General features: G+C 70.7%; 17 protein-coding genes. 11 read left to right on the top strand and 6 right to left on the bottom strand.

Going from position 1 to position 20,412, the window contains the following annotated elements; genetic code table 11:
* Nucleotides 1–5: 5 nt before the first annotated feature.
* Nucleotides 6–1,235 (bottom strand): dipeptidase, encoded by a 1,230-nt coding sequence (locus tag ACQP0N_RS21775; RefSeq protein ID WP_433113668.1) that lies wholly within the window; start codon nucleotides 1,233–1,235, stop codon nucleotides 6–8.
* A 288-nt stretch (nucleotides 1,236–1,523) separates the two neighbouring features.
* Here ACQP0N_RS21775 and ACQP0N_RS21770 point away from each other — a divergent pair, with 288 nt between their 5' ends.
* From ACQP0N_RS21770 to menC, 10 genes are read left to right on the top strand one after another with little or no spacing between them, the layout of a single operon-like run.
* On the top strand, nucleotides 1,524–3,074 hold the full coding sequence (locus ACQP0N_RS21770; protein ID WP_433113666.1) for an ABC transporter substrate-binding protein: 1,551 nt from the start codon (nucleotides 1,524–1,526) through the stop codon (nucleotides 3,072–3,074).
* An 11-nt stretch (nucleotides 3,075–3,085) separates the two neighbouring features.
* Complete coding sequence (locus ACQP0N_RS21765) at nucleotides 3,086–4,060, top strand: ABC transporter permease (protein ID WP_433113664.1); 975 nt, start codon at nucleotides 3,086–3,088, stop codon at nucleotides 4,058–4,060.
* Nucleotides 4,061–4,063: 3 nt separating this feature from the next.
* The gene (locus ACQP0N_RS21760; RefSeq protein ID WP_433113662.1) at nucleotides 4,064–5,974 is read left to right on the top strand and encodes a dipeptide/oligopeptide/nickel ABC transporter permease/ATP-binding protein; all 1,911 of its coding nucleotides are present in this window, start codon (nucleotides 4,064–4,066) and stop codon (nucleotides 5,972–5,974) included.
* The gene (locus ACQP0N_RS21755) at nucleotides 5,971–7,323 is read left to right on the top strand and encodes a serine hydrolase domain-containing protein (protein WP_433113660.1); all 1,353 of its coding nucleotides are present in this window, start codon (nucleotides 5,971–5,973) and stop codon (nucleotides 7,321–7,323) included. The genes ACQP0N_RS21760 and ACQP0N_RS21755 overlap by 4 nt, the downstream gene beginning before the upstream one ends.
* Nucleotides 7,324–7,330: 7 nt before the next feature.
* Entirely contained in the window at nucleotides 7,331–8,080 is a 750-nt protein-coding gene (locus ACQP0N_RS21750) for an ABC transporter ATP-binding protein (RefSeq protein ID WP_355047709.1), read from the top strand.
* Between the two features lie 31 nt (nucleotides 8,081–8,111).
* Nucleotides 8,112–9,731 (top strand): PucR family transcriptional regulator, encoded by a 1,620-nt coding sequence (locus ACQP0N_RS21745; protein ID WP_433113658.1) that lies wholly within the window; start codon nucleotides 8,112–8,114, stop codon nucleotides 9,729–9,731.
* A 32-nt stretch (nucleotides 9,732–9,763) separates the two neighbouring features.
* Complete coding sequence (locus tag ACQP0N_RS21740) at nucleotides 9,764–11,242, top strand: serine hydrolase domain-containing protein (RefSeq protein WP_433113656.1); 1,479 nt, start codon at nucleotides 9,764–9,766, stop codon at nucleotides 11,240–11,242.
* Nucleotide 11,243: 1 nt separating this feature from the next.
* Nucleotides 11,244–12,365 carry a M20 family metallopeptidase gene (locus tag ACQP0N_RS21735; protein ID WP_433113654.1) on the top strand — a complete coding sequence of 374 codons (1,122 nt, stop codon included), beginning with the start codon at nucleotides 11,244–11,246 and terminating at the stop codon, nucleotides 12,363–12,365.
* On the top strand, nucleotides 12,362–13,243 hold the full coding sequence (locus ACQP0N_RS21730) for a GNAT family N-acetyltransferase (RefSeq protein WP_433113653.1): 882 nt from the start codon (nucleotides 12,362–12,364) through the stop codon (nucleotides 13,241–13,243). Before ACQP0N_RS21735 ends, ACQP0N_RS21730 begins: the two co-directional genes overlap by 4 nt.
* Nucleotides 13,240–14,349, top strand: coding sequence for an o-succinylbenzoate synthase (menC, locus tag ACQP0N_RS21725; RefSeq protein WP_433113651.1), 1,110 nt, complete (start codon nucleotides 13,240–13,242; stop codon nucleotides 14,347–14,349). The genes ACQP0N_RS21730 and menC overlap by 4 nt, the downstream gene beginning before the upstream one ends.
* A gap of 14 nt (nucleotides 14,350–14,363) precedes the next feature.
* Here the strand turns inward: menC and ACQP0N_RS21720 are convergent, their stop codons facing one another.
* Nucleotides 14,364–15,677, bottom strand: coding sequence for an aspartate aminotransferase family protein (locus ACQP0N_RS21720; RefSeq protein WP_433113649.1), 1,314 nt, complete (start codon nucleotides 15,675–15,677; stop codon nucleotides 14,364–14,366).
* An 84-nt stretch (nucleotides 15,678–15,761) separates the two neighbouring features.
* Here ACQP0N_RS21720 and ACQP0N_RS21715 point away from each other — a divergent pair, with 84 nt between their 5' ends.
* A complete protein-coding gene (locus tag ACQP0N_RS21715) occupies nucleotides 15,762–16,646 on the top strand; it encodes a LysR family transcriptional regulator (RefSeq protein ID WP_433113647.1) in 885 nt (294 codons plus the stop codon).
* A 131-nt stretch (nucleotides 16,647–16,777) separates the two neighbouring features.
* Here ACQP0N_RS21715 and ACQP0N_RS21710 read toward each other — a convergent pair whose 3' ends face one another.
* The 4 genes from ACQP0N_RS21710 to ACQP0N_RS21695 are packed head-to-tail and all read right to left on the bottom strand — an operon-like array spanning nucleotide 16,778 to nucleotide 20,252.
* The gene (locus tag ACQP0N_RS21710) at nucleotides 16,778–17,434 is read right to left on the bottom strand and encodes a response regulator (protein ID WP_433113645.1); all 657 of its coding nucleotides are present in this window, start codon (nucleotides 17,432–17,434) and stop codon (nucleotides 16,778–16,780) included.
* Complete coding sequence (locus tag ACQP0N_RS21705) at nucleotides 17,431–18,585, bottom strand: sensor histidine kinase (protein ID WP_355047717.1); 1,155 nt, start codon at nucleotides 18,583–18,585, stop codon at nucleotides 17,431–17,433. Before ACQP0N_RS21705 ends, ACQP0N_RS21710 begins: the two co-directional genes overlap by 4 nt.
* Before the next feature lie 24 nt (nucleotides 18,586–18,609).
* A complete protein-coding gene (locus ACQP0N_RS21700; RefSeq protein ID WP_433113643.1) occupies nucleotides 18,610–19,359 on the bottom strand; it encodes an ABC transporter permease in 750 nt (249 codons plus the stop codon).
* Entirely contained in the window at nucleotides 19,356–20,252 is an 897-nt protein-coding gene (locus ACQP0N_RS21695) for an ABC transporter ATP-binding protein (protein ID WP_433121736.1), read from the bottom strand. Before ACQP0N_RS21695 ends, ACQP0N_RS21700 begins: the two co-directional genes overlap by 4 nt.
* Nucleotides 20,253–20,412: the final 160 nt, after the last annotated feature.

Here is a 20,412-nt window from a genome sequence, read left to right as displayed (position 1 = left end):
CGGCCTCAGCGGGCGGGGGAGCGGGGCCAGAGGATTTCGTCAGCGGCGTCCTCGGCCGCCTGAAGGACCCGGAGGATGTTCCGGCCGGTCAGTTTCTCCAGGTCGGCCTGTGACCAGCCGCGCTGCCCGAGTTCATCCAGCAGCCGCGGGTAGCCGGACACGTCCTCGAGGCCGATCGGCTGGCGATCGCAACCGTCGTAGTCGCCCCCGAGCCCGACGTGGTCGATCCCGGTGACCGCGCGAACGTGCTCGACGTGGTCGGCGACCTGGGCGATGGTGGCCTCCGGCCGGGGATGCGCCGTCAGCCAGGCCCGGAAGGGTTCGGGGGCGTCGGCCGGAACGCCGGGCAGTCCGAAGGCAGACGACGCGGGTACGGCGGGAAGGGACGAGGGCAGGTGTTCGCCGGGGCGCGGCGCGCGCGTCCATTCGTCCTTGGCCGGCGGCAGGCCCAGCCGTTGCCACTGCTCGGTCGCCGCCGCGAGCCACTCGGCGACCTGACCGGAGACGAACGGCGGCGCGAACGCGACCATGCACACGCCGCCGTTGTCCCGTAGTCGGACAAGGACGTCGTCGGACACGTTGCGGCTGTGCTCGGTGAGCTGCTTGGCCGACGAGTGGCTGAAGATCACCGGAGCGGTGGCGACGGCCAGGGCCGCGCGCATCGTCGTTTCCGCCACGTGCGACAGGTCGACGAGCACCCCGATGCGCTGCATCTCGGCGACGATCGCACGGCCCTCGTCGTTCAGGCCACCGACGCCGGGCCGGTCGGTCGCCGAGTCGGCCCAGGAGGTGTTGTGGTTGTGGGTCAGGGTCACGTAGCGCACACCCAGTCGGGCGAAAGAGCGCAGCACCCCGAGCGAGGAGGCCAGGCTGTGTCCGCCCTCGATGCCGATCAGGGAGGCGATCCTGCCGGCACTCAGAGCGTGCTCCACGTCACGGGCCGAGTACGCGATCGCCAGCTCTTGCGGATACTCGGCGGTCAGGCGGTGCACGGCGTCGACCTGCTCCATCGTCGCCACGACCGCGTCCGGTTCGCTGAGGTCCGACGGCACGTACACGGACCAGAACTGCCCACCCACCCCACCGGCGCGCAGCCGGCTCAGGTCGGTCTGCAACTCGGGCCGCTCATGCAGGCCGGTCACGCGATAGCCGGTCCGGGCCCGCAGAGCCAGCGGCAGGTCGTTGTGCCCGTCGATCACCGGCATGGCACGCAGAGCGGCGTCGACCACGGACATCTGATCAGCTCCTCACCGTTGGCTGTTCGGCGACGTCGACCGGGTCACGGCTGACCCCGGTGGCTCGCGTGCCAGCAACCATCGTGCTGCCGGAAGCCACAGGTGTCTTCGTGCGGTGCGACGAGACCGGGCCCGGATTCCTGTCCACCCTTCCACCACCTCTCGGGTAGCGGCCGCTGTCGTCGCCGACGACGAATCGGCAGGCGTCGTGTTGTCGGGGGCACCGAAGACAACCGGGCGCGGCGCTCGGCAGTCTTGCCGGACACGTAGGTGGGTGGAGGCGGCGCGATGAAGGCTCTTGGGTTGACGGCGGTGCTCGGCGCGGCCGTTCTGACGATGAGTGCGTGTGGTGGCGGTTCCGGCGACAGCGGCGGAACCAACCTGGTCAACGGCAAGACCTTCGTCATGGCGCTGCCGGGCGACCCCGGCAACCTGGATCCACATTTCACCTCCCTGTCGGTCACCGGCCAGGTCGGCCGATTCCTGTACGACTCGCTGCTCGGGTTCGCTCCGGACGGGCGGTTGCTTCCCGGTCTCGCCGCGTCGTGGGAGTCGGCGGGCACCACGGCGACGTTCACGCTGCGCAGGAACGTCACCTGCTCCGACGGCAGCGCGCTGACCGCGAGCACCGTGGCCGCGAACATCAACTTCGTCGGCGATGTCAAGAACGCCTCGACGCGGATCGGCACATACGTCCCGGCCGGCGCCAAGGCCACGGCGGACGACAGCGCCGGAACCGTCGCCGTGACGGTGCCCGCCCCGGACGCGTTCCTGGACCGCAATCTGGGCGGCCTTCCGATCGTCTGCGACAGCGGGCTCAAGGACCGCGCCAAGCTGAAGCAGAACGCCCTGGGCTCCGGCATGTTCACGCTCACCGAGGTGGTTCCCGACGACCACTACACGCTGACCCGGCGCAAGGAATACGCGTGGGGGCCCGGCGACTTCACGGCGGACCAGGCCGGACTGCCCGACAAGGTGGTCCTGCGGGTCGTCGCGAACGAGGCCACCACCGCCAACCTGATGCTCTCCGGCGAGGTGAACGCGGCCCGCTTCACCGGGCCGGACGGCCAGCGGTTGCAGGGCGCCGCGTACCTCAAGCGCGACATCATGGCGCCGACCGGCGAGATGTGGTTCAACCAGAAGCCCGGCCTGCCCACCGAGGCACTGGACCTGCGCCGAGCGCTGGTGCAGGCCCTCGACCTCGCCCAGCTTCGGCAGGTGTTCGCGAGCGGGCGCGGCGGCCCACCGACCGGGCTGGTCGTCCCCGCCACCAGCCCCTGCAGGCAGGACACCGTCACCGGTAACCTTCCGGACTTCGATGCCGCGGGCGCGAAGACGGCCGTGGCCGCGGCCTCGAACGGCAAGCCCGTCAAGCTGACCGTCGCGTTCGACACGTCGTCCGGTCCGGGTGCGCAGGCCGCCGCCGAACTCGTGCAGCAACAGTGGGCCGCCGCCGGCGTACAGGTGGAACTGAAGTCGGTGACCGAGACGCAGATCGGTCAGATCGCGTCCGGCCAGTTCGCCTGGGACGTGGCGATGTTCCCGATCGGCGTGTCACTGCCCAGTCAGCTGGTGCCGTTCTTCTCCGGGCCCACGCCCCCGAACGGCAGCAACTTCGCCAGCGTCCGCAACGACGCCTACGTGGCCGCGGTGACCGCCGCCGCCAGGACCCCCGGTGACGGGGGATGCGATCAGTGGGCCGCGGCGGAGAAGGCCCTGCTGCAGCACCTCGACCTGGTGCCGTTCGCGAACTCCAACGTGCCGGTGTACGCCAGGGGATCGCAGTTGGACCTCTCCACGGGCGACGTCGACCCGGCGTCCATCCGGATGCTCGGCTGAGGATCACCAGCGTGACCGCGACGACCGTGACCGCCCTGGCCGAGAACCAGTGGATCCGGTTCGCGCTGCGCCGCTCGGGAAGACTGCTGCTGTCACTGTGGGTCCTGGTGAGCGCCGCGTTCCTCATGATCCATGCGCTGCCCGGCGACCCGGTCCGGGCCGCGTTGGGCCCCACCGCTTCGAGCGCACTGGTCGAGCAGCGGCGTGCGCAGATGGGCCTGGACGACCCGCTCGCCCTGCAGTACGCGCACTTTCTCGGCCGTCTGCTCACCGGGGACCTGGGTACGTCGATGACCTCGGGCCTGCCGGTCGCCGACGTCATCGGGGACCGGATCGGCTCCACCGTCACGATGGCGGCGCTGGCGTTCGCCGTGGCTCTGCTCGTCGCCGTACCGCTGGGACTGGTGATGGCGGTGCTGGCCCGAAGTGGGCGTCACGTAGCCGACGGGGTCTTCACGTCGGCCAGCATCGTGGCCGCCACCATCCCGGAGTTCCTCCTGGCGGTCGGCCTGGTGTTCGTGTTCGGCGTGCAGCTCGGCTGGGCGCCGGTGGCCGGACGATCCGGGGCCGGCTCCTACGTGCTGCCCGTGGTGGCACTGGCCGTCGGGCCGGCGTTCATGCTGGCCCGCATCGTCCGCGTGGAACTGCTGACAGTGCTGCACGCCGACTACATCCGCACGGCCCGGGCGAAGCGGTTGCCACCGTGGCTGCTCTACCTGCGGCACGCGCTGCCGAATGCGCTGACCGCCGCCCTGACCATCGGCGGCCTCCTGTTGGGTTCACTGGTGGCCGGGACCGTGCTGGTGGAGAACATCTTCGCGTGGCCGGGACTGGGTGGCACGATCGTCCAGTCCATCCTCGCCAAGGACTATCCGACCGTGCAGGGCGTGGTCCTCGTCTACGGGGCCGGCGTGCTGCTGGTCAACCTCGCCGTCGACGTGGTCCTCGCCGTGCTCGACCCGCGCTCCGCGATCCGGGAGGGCTGAACCATGGCGGGAGCGACGGCGCGACGGTGGGTCGCGGTGCTGCGCAGTCCGCTGGGCATCCTCGCCGTGGTGCTGTTGGCGGTGGTGCTCGGCCTCACCGTGCTGGCGTACCCGCTGTGGCACGCCCGCGCGCACACGGTGGTGCCGGCGGAGATCCTGCAGGGTTCGTCCGCCCGGCACCCGGCCGGCACCGACCTGCTCGGCCGGGACATCCTGGCCCGGGTGCTGGTGGCGACCCGGCTGTCGGTCGGCCTGGCGCTCGCCGCCACCGGCATCGGCGTGGCCACCGGCCTGCTGCTCGGCGCGGCCACAGCGCTGGCCGGGAAGCGGGTCGGGCGCTGGATCGGCACGCTCGTCAACATCGCGGTGGCGTTCCCGAATCTGTTGCTGGCGCTGTTCTTCGCGGTGATCTTCGGGGTCGGGGCCAAGGGCGCGGTACTGGCCATCGGGTTCGCGACCGCACCAGGCTTCGCCCGGCTCACCCAGACGCTCGCCGCGGCCGTCTCCGGCCGCGACTTCATCGCCGCCGCCCGCATCGCCGGAGTGGGCCGCGTCCGGATCCTCTTTCGGCACGTGCTGCCCAACATCGCCGAGCCCCTCGTGGTCACCGCCACCTCGGCCGCCGGCAGCGCGCTGCTGGCGTTCGCCGGCCTGTCGTTCCTCGGGCTGGGTGTGCAGGCGCCGTCCTACGACTGGGGGCGGCTGCTCGGCGAGGGCCTGACACAGATCTACATCCATCCCGCGGGGGCACTCGCGGCAGGGCTCGCTGTCGTCGTCGCGGCGTTGGCGTTCAACCTCGCCGGGGAGGTCGCGGCTCGGGCCCTCAGCTCGCATGACGCCCGGCACGGTCTCCGGCGCCCACCCGCATCGGACCTGGCGTCCGTCGTACCAGTGGGAGAACCGACGGTGCTGGCCGTCGAGAACCTCAGCGTCTCCTTCCCGGCCGACAAGGGGTCCGTCACTCCGGTACGCGGAGTCAGCATGACGCTGCGACGGGGTGAGTCGGTCGGCATCGTCGGCGAGTCCGGTTCCGGCAAGAGCCTGACCGCGCTGGCGATCGCCCGGCTCGTGGAGAGTCCGGGCCTGGTGCGGGCCGACCGGCTCGACTTCCTCGGCACCGACCTGCGGTCCGCAGACTCCCGCGCGGTGCGCGGCCTGCTCGGCACCTCGCTCGCGATGGTCTTCCAGGACCCGATGACGTCGTTGAACCCGATCCAGCGGATCGGCCGTCAGCTCGCCGAGGTGGCCGAACGGCATCAGCGGATGAACCGGCGCAGGGCCTGGGACCGGGCGGTGGAACGGCTCGATGCCGTACGCATCCCCGCTGCCGCCCGGCGCGCCCGGCAACTGCCGCACGAGTTGTCCGGCGGCATGCGCCAACGGGCGATGATCGGCATGGGCATCATGGCCCAGCCTTCGTTGATCATCGCCGACGAGCCGACCACGGCGCTCGACGTGACAGTGCAACGGCAGGTGCTGGAACTCCTGGCCGAGGTGCGCGGCGGCAACCAGGCCGCTCTCCTGTTCATCAGCCACGACATCACCGTCGTCGCCGAGGTGTGCGTGCGGGTGCTGGTCATGTACGCCGGTCACATCGTCGAGGATCTGCCCAGCTCGGCGCTGCTACACGACGCGCGGCACCCGTACACCCGGGCGCTGGCCGCCGCCGTGCCCACGATGGAAACCGACCGGGACCAACCACTCGCCGTGATTCCCGGCCGCCCGGCTGATCCGCGCCGACCACCCGCCGGCTGCCCGTTCGCCCCCCGCTGCCCGCTGGCCACCGAACAGTGCCACGAGCAGAACCCGCCACTTGCCACGTACGGCGGCGCGCACCGCGTCGCGTGCTGGCACGCCGATCTCGCACCGCTGGCGGTGGCACCCGTCACCGTTTCGGAAGGAGACCTGAGATGAACCTCGAGCACCGGCTCGCCACGATCGCAGAACGTCACGGCGTCCCCGGCGCCGCCGTGGGCATCCTGCACGGTGACACCGTCACCGAAGCCGCCTACGGAGTCCTGAACCGGGCGACCGGCGTGGCGGCCACCACCGACTCGCTGTTCCAGATCGGGTCGATCACCAAGGTGTGGACCGCGACCGTGGTCATGCGGCTGGTCGACGACGGGCTGCTGGATCTCGAGGCGCCGCTGGTCGACGTGCTCCCGGAGCTGCTGCTCCGCGACGCCGACGTGACCAGGAAGCTGACCATGCGCCATCTGCTGACGCACACCAGCGGCATCGACGGTGACATCTTCACCGACACCGGCCGCGGCGACGACTGCCTCAAGAAGTACGTCGCACTGCTGGGCGACGCCGCCCTGACCCACCCGCTCGGCGCTACCTGGTCGTACTCGAACTCGGGGTACTCGCTGGCCGGCAGGGTGATCGAGAAGCTGACCGGCGACACCTGGGACGCGGCACTGCGGGAGTTGCTGTTCCAACCGCTCGGGCTGACCCACACCGTCACGTTGCCGGAGGAGGCGCTGCTGTTCCGTACGGCGGTCGGCCATCTACCCGGCGCCGACGGCGAGCCGGAACCGGCGCCGCAGTGGGGCATCCCCCGATCCGCCGGCCCGGCCGGCGGCGTCACCGCCACCGTCGCCGACGTGCTCCGCTTCGCCCGCATGCACCTGGACGGTGGCAGATCCGCCGACGGCGCAGCGGTGCTCAGCGCCGCCGCGATCACCGCGATGGCCGCCCACCAGGTGGAACTGCCCGACAAGCACACTGTCGGTGATTCCTGGGGGCTCGGCTGGGAGCGGATGGGCTGGGACGGCCACCGGCTCATCGGTCATGACGGCAACACCATCGGCCAGGCCGCGTTCCTGCGCCTGCTGCCCGAGCGGAACATCGCCGTGGCACTGCTCACCAACGGCGGTAACGCCGCAAAGCTGTACGAGGAGTTGTACCGGGAGATCTTCGCCGAGATCGCCGATGTGGCCGTGCCGCACCCACTCGGACCACCGGACGAACCGGTGGCGATCGACGTGGCCCCGTACGAGGGGCTCTACGAGCGGGCCAGTATCCGGCAGGAGGTGCTCACCGGCGAGGACGGCCCGATCCTGCGGGTGTCCGTGACCGGGCCGCTCGCGGAGGTGCTCAAGGACCAGAACGTCGACTACCGCATGGTCGCGGTCGCTCCGGACCTGTTCGTCTGCCAGGACCCGACGACCGGCAACTGGATGGCCGCCACGTTCTACCAGATCGAGAGCGGGGAGCGCTACGTTCACTTCGGAGCCCGCGCCACACCCCGGATCGGGTGAGGCCGACATGCCCGAGCTTGTCTTCGAGGACGTCACCGTGCGGTTCGGTGCCCGCCGGCGCGGGACCGTGGCGGTCGACAGGGTGAACCTGACGGTGCCGGCCGGGGCGGTCGTCGGCCTGGTTGGCGAGTCCGGGTCGGGCAAGTCGACACTGGCCCGCGCCGCAGCCGGGCTGACGCCCGTCACCGGCGGCCGGATCCTGCTCGGCGGACAACCGCTGGACGCGGTTCGGGCGGGCGGACGACGTCCGCTGCAGATGGTCTTCCAGGACCCGTACTCCGCACTCGATCCCCGGATGGGGATCGGCGCGTCGATCGCCGAGGCCGTGCCCCGCGGCAGCACCACGGCGCAGCGCCGCGCCGAGGTCGCGCGGCTGCTCGGCCTCGTCGATCTGCCGCCCGAACTGTCCACCGCCAGCCCGGATCAACTGTCCGGCGGTCAACGGCAGCGGGTCGCGCTCGCGCGGGCGCTCGCCGGGCAACCCGAGGTCCTGGTTGCCGACGAGATCACCTCCGCGCTGGACGTCTCCATTCAGGGTGCCGTGCTAAACATGGTCCGGGATCTGCAGCGGCGGATGCGGTTGACAATGCTGTTCATCTCGCACAACCTCGCGGTGGTGCGCTACGTCAGCGACCTCGTGGCGGTCATGCACCAGGGCCGGATCGTGGAGTACGGCCCGGTGGACGACGTGCTGATGGATCCGCGGGACCCCTACACCCGCGACCTGCTCGCCGCGATTCCGCACGCCGGGGCGTAGGCCCCGGCCGAGACAGGACGGCAGTCACTCGATGCAGCCTCGTGCGAGTCTGGGCCGGATCCTCGACGACCTCGGCGCCACGTTGCTCGATCTGGTCCACGGCGACTCGCACACCGGCGCGCCGATCGGCGGTGTCTCGATCCACGACCCGTTGGACGAGCTCGTTCTGCCGCCGCACGCCCTGGTGCTCGGCGTCGGCCTGCGGGAAGTCCACGAGATCGCCGATCTGCTGCGTGCGCTCGGCACGCACGGCGCCGCCGGTCTCGTGGTCCGGGGTCCCCTCGCCGACTCCGACACTCTGCGAAGTGCCTCCCAGGAGTCCGGGGTGGCGCTGCTCGCCCTGACCCGCGGCGCATCCTGGGCGCAGCTCGCCGCCCTGCTGCGCTCCATGCTCGGTCAGGGCGACGTCGGCGACGCCGGACCGGAGACTCTCGGCGGGATGCCCAGTGGGGATCTGTTCGCGGTGGCCAACGCGGTCGCGGCCCTGGTCGACGCGCCGGTCACCATCGAGGACCCGGACTCACGGGTGCTGGCGTTCTCCGGGCGTCAGGAGGAGGCCGACGAGTCCCGGGTGGAGACGATCCTCGGTCGGCAGGTGCCGGAACGGTACGCCCGACTGTTGGCCGAATCCGGCGTCATCCACGACGTGCACCACAGCGAGCAGCCGGTGTTCGTGGCACCGCTGCCCAGCATGGCCACCTTCCTGGTGCCGCGCGTCGCCGTGGCGGTCCGCGCCGGCGACGAGTTCCTCGGCTCCATCTGGGCAGCCGTACGCAAGCCTCTGAGCCCGGACCGGTCCCGTGCCTTCAGCGACGCGGCGAAACTGGTCGCCCTGCACCTGCTGCGGTTACGGGCCGGCGCGGACGTCGCACGGCGGTTGCGGACCGACCTGGTCAGCACAGCGCTGGAGGGAGGCTCGGGCGCTCGGGAGGCGCTGGCCCGGCTGGGGCTCACCGAACAGCCGCTGGTGGTGCTCGCGCTCGCGCCGACCGAGCGGATCACCCCGGGCGTCGACGACCGATCCGGGGTCGCCGCGCAACGCCAGCGCCTCGGAGACGCGCTGGCGATGCATCTGGGCACGGTGCATCCGGCCAGCGCGGTCGCCCTGCTCGGCGATGTGACGTACGGGCTGTTGCCGGTCGGCCGCGACGCGCCGGAGAAGCAGGCGGCCCGGGTGACCGCCGGGTTCCTCGATCGGATCGGCACCCGACTGCCGGCGATGGCCGGTGTGAGCCCGGTGGCGAACACACCCACCGACCTGCCCGCCGCCCGCACCAGCGCCGACCGGGCGCTTCGCGTGCTGTGCGCCGGGCGGGGCGGTTCGCGCCGGGTCGCTCACCTCGCCGACGTGTACACCGAGGCGTTGCTGCTCGACATGGCCGATGCCATCGCGGCTCGCGGGGACGCACCCAGCGGCGTGGTGGCGCGGCTGATCGCGTACGACGCGGAACACCAGTCAAGCCTCGTCGAAACGCTGTCGGCCTGGCTGGACGCGTTCGGTGACGTGGTCGCGGCGGCTGCGGCGTTGCACGTGCATCCCAACACGTTCCGGTACCGGTTGCGGCGCCTCGCCGAGCTGGGCGGCCTGGATCTGACCGATCCGCACGCGCGCTTCGGCGTGATGCTCCAGCTGCGCGTGTTCGGACTCTGACAGCCGATCTTGGTCGTCCGGACGAGAGCGGCGTGCCCGTCTCGTGCCGCTGCACCAAGACAGCGATCGCGGTGACCGGCAAGCTTCGTACCAGAGTCCCCCACGCCAGGAGCCACCCGGAAGGAAGGTCGACGGACATCAACGTTGAACTCTGGCAGCGTCGCCTGGCCGCGCTTGCCGAACAGCACCGTGTTCCCGGCGCCACGCTCGGCATCCTGCGACTGCGCCCGGACGGACCGGACGAACTCGTCGAGGCCGCGTACGGCGTTCTCAATGTGAACACCGGGGTCGAGACGACCACCGATTCGGTGTTCCAGATCGGCTCCATCAGCAAGGTGTGGACCGCGACCCTGGCGATGCAGTTGGTGGATGAGGGGCTACTCGATCTCGACGATCCGGTGGTCCGGGTGCTGCCGGAACTCGCCCTGTCGGACCCGACGGTGGCCGCGCGGGTGACGATGCGGCACCTGCTCGTCCACACCAGCGGCATCGACGGCGACGTCTTCACCGACACCGGCCGCGGTGACGATTGTCTGGAGAAGTACGCGGCGACGCTGCGCGACGAGGCGCAGAACCATCCGCTCGGCGCCACCTGGTCGTACTGCAACTCGGGCTTCGCGCTGGCCGGGCTCGTCATCGAGAAGCTGACCGGGATGACCTGGGACGCCGCGGTCCGGGCCCGGCTGACCGAGCCGCTCGGGTTGGCGCGTACCAGCACGCTGCCCGAGGAGGCTCTGCTGGAACGGACCGCGTGCGGGCATACCGACAGCGCCGAGGGCCCGGAACGGGTCCCGCAGTGGATGCTCCCGCGTGCGCTCGGGCCGGCCGGCCTCATCAACGCCAGTGTCGCGGATCTGCTGCGCTTCGCCCGGATGCACCTCACCGGGGGTGTGGCGGAGGACGGCACCCGCGTGCTCAGCGAGCGCAGCACCGCGGCGATGGCGGCACACGAGGTGGACCTGCCCGACCGGTACACCCTCGGCGACTCGTGGGGTCTGGGCTGGATCCGCTTCGGCTGGGACGGGCGGCGGCTCATCGGCCACGACGGCAACACCATCGGGCAGGCGGCCTTTCTGCGGTTGCTGCCGGAGCAGAACATGGCGGTGGCGCTGCTGACCAATGGTGGCAGCGCCGGGGACCTCTACCGCGATCTGTACCGGGAGATCTTCGCCGACCTCGCCGGCGTGACGATGCCACCGCCGTTCACGCCGCCCGCCGATCCGGTGTCGGTGGACGTGACACCGCACCTGGGCACGTACGAGCGAGCGAGCACCCGGTTGGAGATTCTCGACGGCGCGGACGGCCCGGTGCTGCGGATGACCGTGACCGGCCCGCTCGCCGAGCTGACGCCCGATCCCGTCAAGGAACTGGCTCTGGTCGCGGTCGGCACGGATCTGTTCGCGATCCGTCTGCCGGACCGGGACTCGTGGATGCCGGTGACGTTCTACCGGCTGCCCACGGGGGAGCAGTACCTGCACCTCGGCGTTCGCGCCACGCCGAAGGTGACGTGAGATGAGCCTGCGGGAACGCCTCGCCCGTCGTCTGCCGGACATGCTGGAGGACATCGCCGAGTTGGTCGGGTGCGAGTCGCCATCGGCCGACCTCGCCGCCGTGGCCCGAAGCGCCGACGTCCTGGCGGCCGTCGGGCAGCGGCGGCTCGGCGTGCCACCAGAGAAGATCGTTCTCGACGGGCATACCCACCTGCGGTGGCGCTTCGGTTCCGGGCCGCCGACGGTACTGCTGCTGGGTCACCACGACACCGTCTGGCCGATCGGTTCCCTCCGCGACCGGCCGTACGAGGTGTCGGACGGGATCCTGCGCGGACCGGGGTGCTTCGACATGAAGGTCGGCATCGTCCAGGCACTGCACGCGGTTGCCGAGCTGAACGACCGGAACGGCGTGACGCTCCTCGTGACCGGCGACGAGGAGCTGGGATCGCCCAGTTCCCGATCACTCATCGAACAGGAGGCGGCGGGAGCCGCGGCAGCTCTGGTGTTGGAGGCTTCCGCCGCGCGGGGCGCTCTCAAGACGGCCCGCAAGGGCATGTCCCGCTACGTCGTGCACGTCGAGGGACTCGCCGCGCACGCCGGCCTGGAACCCGAGCGTGGGATCAACGCCGGGGTCGAGGTCGCCCACCAGGTCCTGGCCGTTCTCGCCCTGGCCGATCCGAGCCGAGGTACGAGCGTGGTGCCGACCGCGATGTCCGCCGGCAGCACGGGCAACACCGTTCCGGCGAACGGCACCTTCGTCGTGGACGTGCGCGTGCGTGACATCGACGAGCAGCGACGGGTCGATCTCGCCCTGCGGGAGCTGCGGCCGGCCGTTCCGGGCACCCGGCTGAGCGTCGAGGGCGGGCCGAACCGGCCGCCGCTGCCGCCTTCGGCGTCCGAGGCGCTGTACGAACGGGCCGCAGAAGTGGCGCGAGACATCGGTCTGCCGGTCCCCGGGCGGGCTGCCGTCGGAGGCGCGTCGGACGGAAACCTCACCGCTGGCGTGGGCACACCCACCCTGGACGGGCTCGGGGCGGTCGGCGGCGGGGCGCACGCCGACTCCGAGCATGTCGTGGTCGCGGAGATCGCGGACCGGGCGGCATTGGTGGCCGCGCTCACCAGGGCCTTACTGGAGCAGCCGTGAGTGAGGCCTTTGTGGTGACCAGCACCCCCGAGGATGACGCTTCGGCCTCCGCGGCGGCGGCCCGGGTCCGCGTCGCGGCACTGACCGAGCTCGACGACCTGCGGGCCGTGCACCGGTTGCTGATCAGCATCTGGCAACGGGCTCCGGACAATCCACCGATGACGCCCGAGCTGTTGCGTGCGTTCAGCCTGGCGGGCAACTATGTGGCCGGGGCGTTCGACGGCGGTGCGCTCGTCGGGGCGTGCGTGGGCTTCTTCGCCGCCCCTGAGCGCCGCGAACTGCACAGTCACATCGCCGGAGTCTCGGCCACCGTGATGGGCCGCGGGGTGGGACACGCCCTGAAGCTGCACCAGCGGGCCTGGGCGCTGCGGCAGGGCGCGACCACGATCGCGTGGACGTTCGATCCGCTCGTCGGCCGGAACGCGTACTTCAATCTGGTGAAGCTGGCGGCGACGCCGACGCGTTACCTGACGAACTTCTACGGCAGCATGCACGACCGGATCAACGGCGACGACGACACCGATCGCCTGCTCCTGCATTGGAATCTCGCGGACCCTGAGGTACGGCGGGCGTCGACTGGCAGCGTACGCCGATGGGACGCCGCCGCACGGCGGCGGGCGGGTGCGGCGGTGGCGCTCGACCGGGATGCCGACGGTGCGCCGGTGATCGGCAGCACCGCTGGCGACGACCTGCTCGTGGCCACCCCTGCGGACATCGAGAAGCTACGCGTGGTTGACCCGGCAGCCGCCCGCCAGTGGCGCCGGGCACTGCGGGAGGTGCTGGGCTCATTGCTGGCCGAAGGCGCGACGGTCCTCGGATTCGACCGGGCAGGGTGGTACCTGCTGAGGCGTGACAGTGCGACGAGGAGAGATGGATGAAACTCACCGGCATCGAGTTACGCCGTGTCCGCATGCCTTTGGTGGCACCGTTCCGGACCTCGTTCGGGGTCGAACACGACCGGGACATCCTGCTGGTTCGCGCGGTCACGGACGAGGCGGAAGGCTGGGGCGAGTGCGTGGCGATGGCCGACCCGCTCTACTCCAGTGAGTACGTCGAGGCCGCCGCGGACGTCCTGCGTCGGTATCTGATCCCCGCCCTTGGTGCCCGGCCACCTGCCGACGCGACCGCTGTCGGCCCGACGCTGCATCGGTTCAAGGGACACCGGATGGCGAAGGCGGCGTTGGAGACAGCGGTGCTCGACGCGGAATTGCGGGCCGGTCGCCGGAGCCTGGCGCGTGAGCTCGGTGCGGTGCGGGACAGGGTGCCGGCCGGCGTTTCGGTCGGCATCATGGACTCGGTCGACAGACTGCTCTCCGATGTGGAGGGTTACCTCGATGAGGGTTATCTTCGGATCAAGCTGAAGATTCAGCCCGGCTGGGACGTCGAGCCCGTCCGCGCGGTGCGGGAACGCTTCGGCGACGACGTACTCCTGCAGGTCGACGCGAACACCGCGTACACGCTCGGGGATGTCGCGCTGTTGGCCGCGCTTGACCCGTTCGGGCTGCTGCTGATCGAGCAGCCGCTCGACGAGGAGGACGTCCTGGGTCATGCGGCGCTGGCGCGGCAGGTGCGCACTCCCATCTGCCTCGATGAGTCGATCATCTCGGCGCGTGCCGCTGCGGATGCGATCCGCCTCGGCGCGTGCCAGATCGTCAACGTCAAGCCGGGTCGGGTCGGTGGCTATCTCGAGGCCAGGCGCATCCACGATGTCTGCGCGGCCCATGGTGTACCGGTGTGGTGCGGCGGCATGCTCGAGACCGGCATCGGTCGAGCGGCCAACGTGGCGCTCGCGGCATTGCCGAACTTCACCTTGCCGGGGGACACCTCCGCCTCCGGCCGTTACTACCGAACGGATCTGACCGAGCCGTTCGTCCTGGACGACGGACACCTCACCGTGCCCAACGGCTTCGGAATCGGCGTGGCTCCGGTGCCGGAGATCCTCGCCGAGATGACGACATCGCTCGAATGGCTACCCCTGGCCTGAATCGTCCGCCCAGTTCAGGGCACGAATCGCGGCGCCGTGTCGGCGAGCGCACGGTCGAGGATTTCCAGGCCCAGGTCCAGCTCGGCGTGGGTCGAGGTGAGCGCTGGCGCGATGCGGAAGACGCCGCCCATGCCGGGCAACTGGACCACGTTCATGTGCAGGCCCAGCTCCAGGCAACGCCCTGTCACCGCGGCGCCCAGCGCGTCGGCCGGTCGTTTCGACTCCCGGTCGCTGACCAGCTCGAGCCCGACCAGCAGCCCGCGCCCACGCACGTCGCCGACCACCGGGTGCCGTTGGCTGATTTCCTGAAGACCCTTTCGCAGGTACGAGCCCAGCTGCGCCGCCTGTTCGTCGAGCCGGTCGGCCTCCAGTACGTCCAGGACCGTGTTGCCGACCGCGGCCACCAGCGGGTCCGAGACGTGTGTGGTGAAGAAGAGGAAGCCGCGCTCGTGCGCCGTCTGCTCGATCTCCGGGCTGGTCACCACGGCGGCCAGCGGCAGGCCGGCGCCGAGCGTCTTGGACAGGGTCAGGATGTCCGGCACCACGCCGTCACGCTGGAACGCGTACCACTCACCGGTGCGGCACAGACCGGTCTGCGCTTCGTCGAGGATCAACAGCCCGCCCCGCTCGTGCACCTTGTCGCGCAGGGCCGCGAGGTATCCCGGCGGCAGGTCGATCACCCCGCCGGAGCTGAGGATCGGCTCGACGACGCACGCCGCCAGGCTGCCCACCGACTGGGCGTCGAACAGCTCGAACGCGAACTCCAGTTGACGCCGCCAGTCCAGCTCGCCGCTGGCAAGGGTGAAGTCGGGCCGGTACGCGTTCGGCGTGGGGATCGCGAAGTTGCCGGGCGCCGCCGGCCCGTACCCCTTGCGCCCCGAGCTGTAGGTGGCACTCGCCGCCGCCTGCGTCATCCCGTGCCAGGACCGGGCGAATGAGATGATCTCGTGCCGGCCGGTGACCAGCTTGGCCATCCGGATCGCCGCCTCGTTGGATTCCGCGCCGGTGGTGAGCAGCAGCACCTTGTCCAGCGGCGCGGGCAGCGAGCCGGCGAGGCGGCGTGCCAGCTCGACCACGGGCCGGCTCAGCATGCCACTGAACAGGTGGTCGAGAGTGGCTGCCTGCCGGTGGATCGTGGCCACGACGGCCGGGTGGGAGTGGCCGAGGATCGCGCTCATCTGTCCCGACGTGAAGTCGAGCAGGCGGCGGCCGTCGGCGGTGAAGACGAAACTGCCCTCGGCCCGCTCGATGATCTCACGTACGAAGCTGCCCGCACCGATGTAGCGGACCAGGTGACGATCGGCATCGGACCAGAACGAATCAACCATGGACCGACGCTAGGCAGCCCGGACAGACACGTCCATCGCACATTTCCGCTGTCGCTGTTAAGCAGAGCCGTACAGTCCGGGGTCATGACGCTGAATCCGTGGCGGCTGCGCCTGCTCGCCGACCTGGCAACCTACGGCACCGTCCGGGCCGTCGCCCAGCGCGGCAACCTGAGCCCGTCGGCGGTGTCGCAGCAGCTGATCACGCTGGAACGGGAAACCCGGACCGCGCTGCTGGAACGCACCGGGCGCCGGGTGCGGCTCACCGCCGCCGGAATGTTGCTCGCCGGCCGGGCTCGGGAAATCCTCGCGGCCATGGATGCGGCCGAGGCGGAGCTGCGCCGCCTCGCCGACGAACCCGCCGGCACCGTCACCGTGGCCGCGTTCCAGAGTGCCGTGCAAGCCCTCGCCGAACCAGCGCTTGCCCGTCTCGCGGCCCGACACGCGGACGTAAGCGTGGTGTTGCTGGAGTTGGAGCCGCACGAGAGCATGCCGGCGCTGCGTCGCGGCGACGTCGACCTGATCATCACGACGGCCGACTTCGCCGGTGCCGAGCTCTCCCCGGAGATCCACCTGGTGCCGCTCGCCACCGATCCGATCGTGCTCGTGCTGCCCCCGGAGCATCCGCTGGCCAGCGGCGAGTCGGTCACCCTGGAGGCGTGTGCGCAGCAGCGCTGGACGTTCGACGTCACCGGCTCGTACATGTCCGAGCTGTCCACCCGACTGTGCCGGGAGGCCGGCTTCGAGCCCGTGGTGGTCTGTCGCTTCAACAACTACATGCTGGCGCTCCAGCATGTGGAGAACGGCCGCTCGATCACCCTGCTGCCGAAACTGGCGGTGGACCCGCGGTACCGGGTGGTGACCCGACCCCTGAACCCGCCGCTGACCCGGCGCATCACCGCCGGGGCCCGGCGACCGGCGGCGTCACGCCCCGAGGTTGCGGCCGTGCTCAGTGCCCTGAAGGCAGGATGACCGACGTCGGTCGGACCGTCGGTCGGGCGAGCCCAGCGTGACCCGTGCGGTGGGTCCACATCCGAGAGGGCATCCCATCGGCGGCGGACGCACGCGATGGAGATCCGACCCGGGGACGTGACGACAGGTGTTCAGGCTCGTGGTTGAACCAGGCCGTTGTCGTACGCGAAGATGACCGCCTGGATTCGATCTCGCGCTTCGATCTTGGCCAGGACGCGTCCGACGTGCTTCTTGACGGTGGATTCGGTGAGGGTGAAGCGTTCGGCGATCTCGGTGTTGGTGGCGCCCTGGCCGATCGCTTCGAGGACCTCCCGTTCGCGTTCGCTCAGGGTGGTCAGGCGGGGGTCTGGGGCTGCGGTCGGCGCTGGATCCTGGAGGTAGGCGTCCATCAGCTTTCGGGTCAGGCTGGGTGCTACCACCGAGTCTCCGCTGGCGACGGCACGGATCCCGGCGATCAGTTCCTCGGGGCGGGCGTCCTTGAGCAGGAACCCGCTCGCTCCGGCTCGCAGGCCGGCGTAGACGTATTCGTCCAGGTCGAACGTGGTCAGGATCAGCACCCGGGTGCGGGTGCCGGCCGCGGTGAGGCGGCGGGTGGCTTCGATGCCGTCCATGCCGGGCATGCGTACGTCCATCAGCACCACGTCGGGCCGGGTCTGATCGACCTTTCGCACTGCCTCGGCGCCGGTGGCGGCCTCGCCCACCACGGTGATGCCGGGTGTGCCGTCGAGGAGCATCTTGAAGCCCATCCGCTGCAACTGTTGGTCGTCGGCGATCAGGACGGTGGTCACGAGGGCTCCTTGAGGACGACATCGACGAGCCAGCCGTTCTCCGTGGGGCCGGCGGTCACCACTCCGCCGTACATGGCGGCGCGTTCGCGTAGGCCGAGCAGGCCGTGGCTTGGGAGGGCCGGAGTGCCCCGGCCGTTGTCGCGGACGCGTACCCGGATCTCTTGATCGCTGGCAGCGAGTGTGACGGTCGCGGACGCGCCGGGCCCCGCGTGTTTGAGGGTGTTGGTGAGAGCTTCCTGAACTATGCGGTAGACCGCGAGCTGCACACCCCGGTTGAGGGTGTGCAGCTCGCCCGAGGTGGAGTAGGTGACCGGCAGCCCGGCCGCCCGCACGCTCGGCAGCAGCCGGTCGAGATCGTCGATGCCGGGCTGCGGGCTCAGCTGTGGATCGGCGTCTCCCTCGCGCAGCACGCCCAGTACCCGCCGCAACTCGGACAGCGCCTGCCGGCCGGTGTCACCGATCAACCGCAGTGGTTCGGCGGTCTGCTCGGCCCGTGCGGTCGCGAGCGCGGCGCCACCGTCGGCCAGGCCGACGATCACCGAGACGTGATGGCCGACGATGTCGTGCATCTCGCGGGCCACCCGGGCCCGCTCGTCGGCGACGGCGAGGCGGGCCCGTTGGTCCCGCTCGACCTCCAGGCGGGCGGCGCGGTCCTCGAGGGCGATGAGGTATGCCCGGCGGGTGCGCACGGCGACGCCGAACGCGAATGCGGCCCCCGATGTGCCGATCACCAGAAGCAGCGTGGTGGTGCGGTTCTCCGTCACCGGTTCGATCAGGTAGATCTCGGCGATCAGCAGCGCGAGGGTGATCCCGGTGGCCCAGGTCAGCGCCCACCACGAAGCGCGCGAGGCCACTGCGAACAACATCACGAGCAGGATCACGCCGGCGCCCACACGGACGTCCAGCAGTCCCTGCACCAACTCGGTGGCCGCGGTGACCAGGAACGCCGGGAACGGGTACCGCCGCCGCCAGTACAGCGGCGGTAACAGGACCAGGGTCGCGATCGTCGCCGGCAGTGGATCTTCGATGATGTTGGGGATGCTGAAGAGCACGATCGGTACGGCCACCAGGGTGTCCGTGACCCACGGGCGGTGCCGGTCGAAGGCTCGTAGCCGGGCCTGCCGGTCCACCAGCCATCCCTGGGTACTCATCCCCGGATTCTCCCCTCTACGCGCTCACGCGTCGGTCGTCTTCAACCGGTACGCCGCCGCGGCGAGCGTCACGGCCACGTACCCGGCGAAGACCGCGAGGCCGGCCCAGGGGGCCAGGGTGCCGTCCGCCTGGTTCAGCGCCATCATGGCGTCGCCGGCGCTACTCGGCAGGTAGGGAGCGATGGCCTCGGAGATCGAGTTCGGCAGCAGCGCCACCAGACCGGGCACGATCAGCAGCAGGCCCGCCAGGATCGCGATGGCGCCGGCGCTGGAGCGGACGAGCATGCCGAGGGCGACGCCGAGCACCGCGACCAGGCCGAGATAGAGGCCGGCGCCGACCAGGGCCCGCAGCACACCGTCGTCATCGAGGCCCAAGGCGTCGACATTGTCGTTGAGCACGGCCGTTCCCGCCGCGAAAGCGGCGAAGGCGCCGGCGGTCATCGTGACGAAGGCGGCCGAGCCGGCCACGAGGCTCTTCGACCACAGCACCGGCAACCGGCGCGGCACCGCGGCGAGGGTCGCCCGGATCATGCCGGTGGTGTATTCGCTCGCGCCCAGCAGCGCGCCGAGCACACCGACGGCCAGGGCGGCCAGGACGCTGCCGGACAGGACCAGGCCCACCGAGCTCATGTTGTCGCCCGAGAACGAGGCCGAGGCGATCATGCCGAAGGCGATCAGGAGGAAGACGGAGATGCCGGTCGTGATCCAGGTGGAGCGCAGGGAGGAGAACTTGGTCCATTCGGCGGCGACGACGCCGCCCGGGGTGATCTTCATCGGGCGGCCTCGTATTCGACAGCGTCGCGGGTCAGGTTCATGAACGCTTCCTCCAGTGAGGCGTTCTGTGGGGTGAGTTCGAACAGCGGGATGCCGCGGGATGCCGCGGCCAGCCCGATTACGCGGGCGGAGGCCCCGGCGACGAGCAGTTCCTCGGCACCTGTCGAGGTCACCGTGATGCCCGGGCCGGCAATCGTCGTGCGCAACGCGTCCGGGGCGGGAGTGACGACCCGGACGCCTTCGGCGGTCACGAGATCGGCCACGGTGGTGTCGGCCAGCAGTTTGCCCCGGCCGATGATGACCAGGTGGTCCGCGATCAGCGAGACCTCGCTCATCAGGTGCGAGGACAGCATCACGGTGCGGCCTTCGGCGGCCAGGCCGGTGAGCAGGTTGCGCACCCAGAGGACACCTTCGGGGTCCAGGCCGTTGACCGGCTCGTCGAGCATCACCACGGCCGGGTCGCCGAGCAGGGCGGCGGCGATGCCGAGCCGCTGGCCCATGCCGAGGGAGAATGCGCCGACCCGCTTGTGGGCGACGGCCGAGAGGCCGGCAAGGTCGAGCACCTCGTCGACGCGGGAGCGCGGGATGCCGTTGGTGCGGGCCATGGCGAGAAGGTGGCTGACCGCCGTGCGGCCGGGGTGTACCGCCTTGGCCTCGAGCAGAACGCCGATCTCGTGTAGCGGTGCCTTCGACGATGTGTAGGGCTTGCCGTTGACCAGCACGTCACCGGAGGTCGGCACGTCGAGGCCGACGATCATCCGCATGGTCGTCGACTTGCCGGCGCCGTTGGGACCGAGAAAGCCGGTGACCTGTCCGGGCTTCGCGGTGAACGACAGGCGGTCGACGACTGTCTTCGCGCCGTACCGCTTGGTTACCTCGCGTATCTGAATCATGCGCGCAACGCTAGGTCCGCGCAGCGCCATGATCGTGGTACCGCGGTCGACACTTCGCGGTTGCCCGTGGTACCCCGGTACTACCGGCACTTTCGAGTCACTGACGCCGTCGTTGACGTCTCCCGAGCGGGGCCAGGGGACGGGCCGGCCGCCGTCCGGG

Origin of the sequence: Micromonospora sp. CA-246542 (assembly GCF_050942905.1) — a bacterium.
Lineage (GTDB): Bacteria > Actinomycetota > Actinomycetes > Mycobacteriales > Micromonosporaceae > Micromonospora.
Note: the sequence above shows the minus strand (reverse complement) of the source record. Positions and strands in the feature narration are given on the sequence as shown.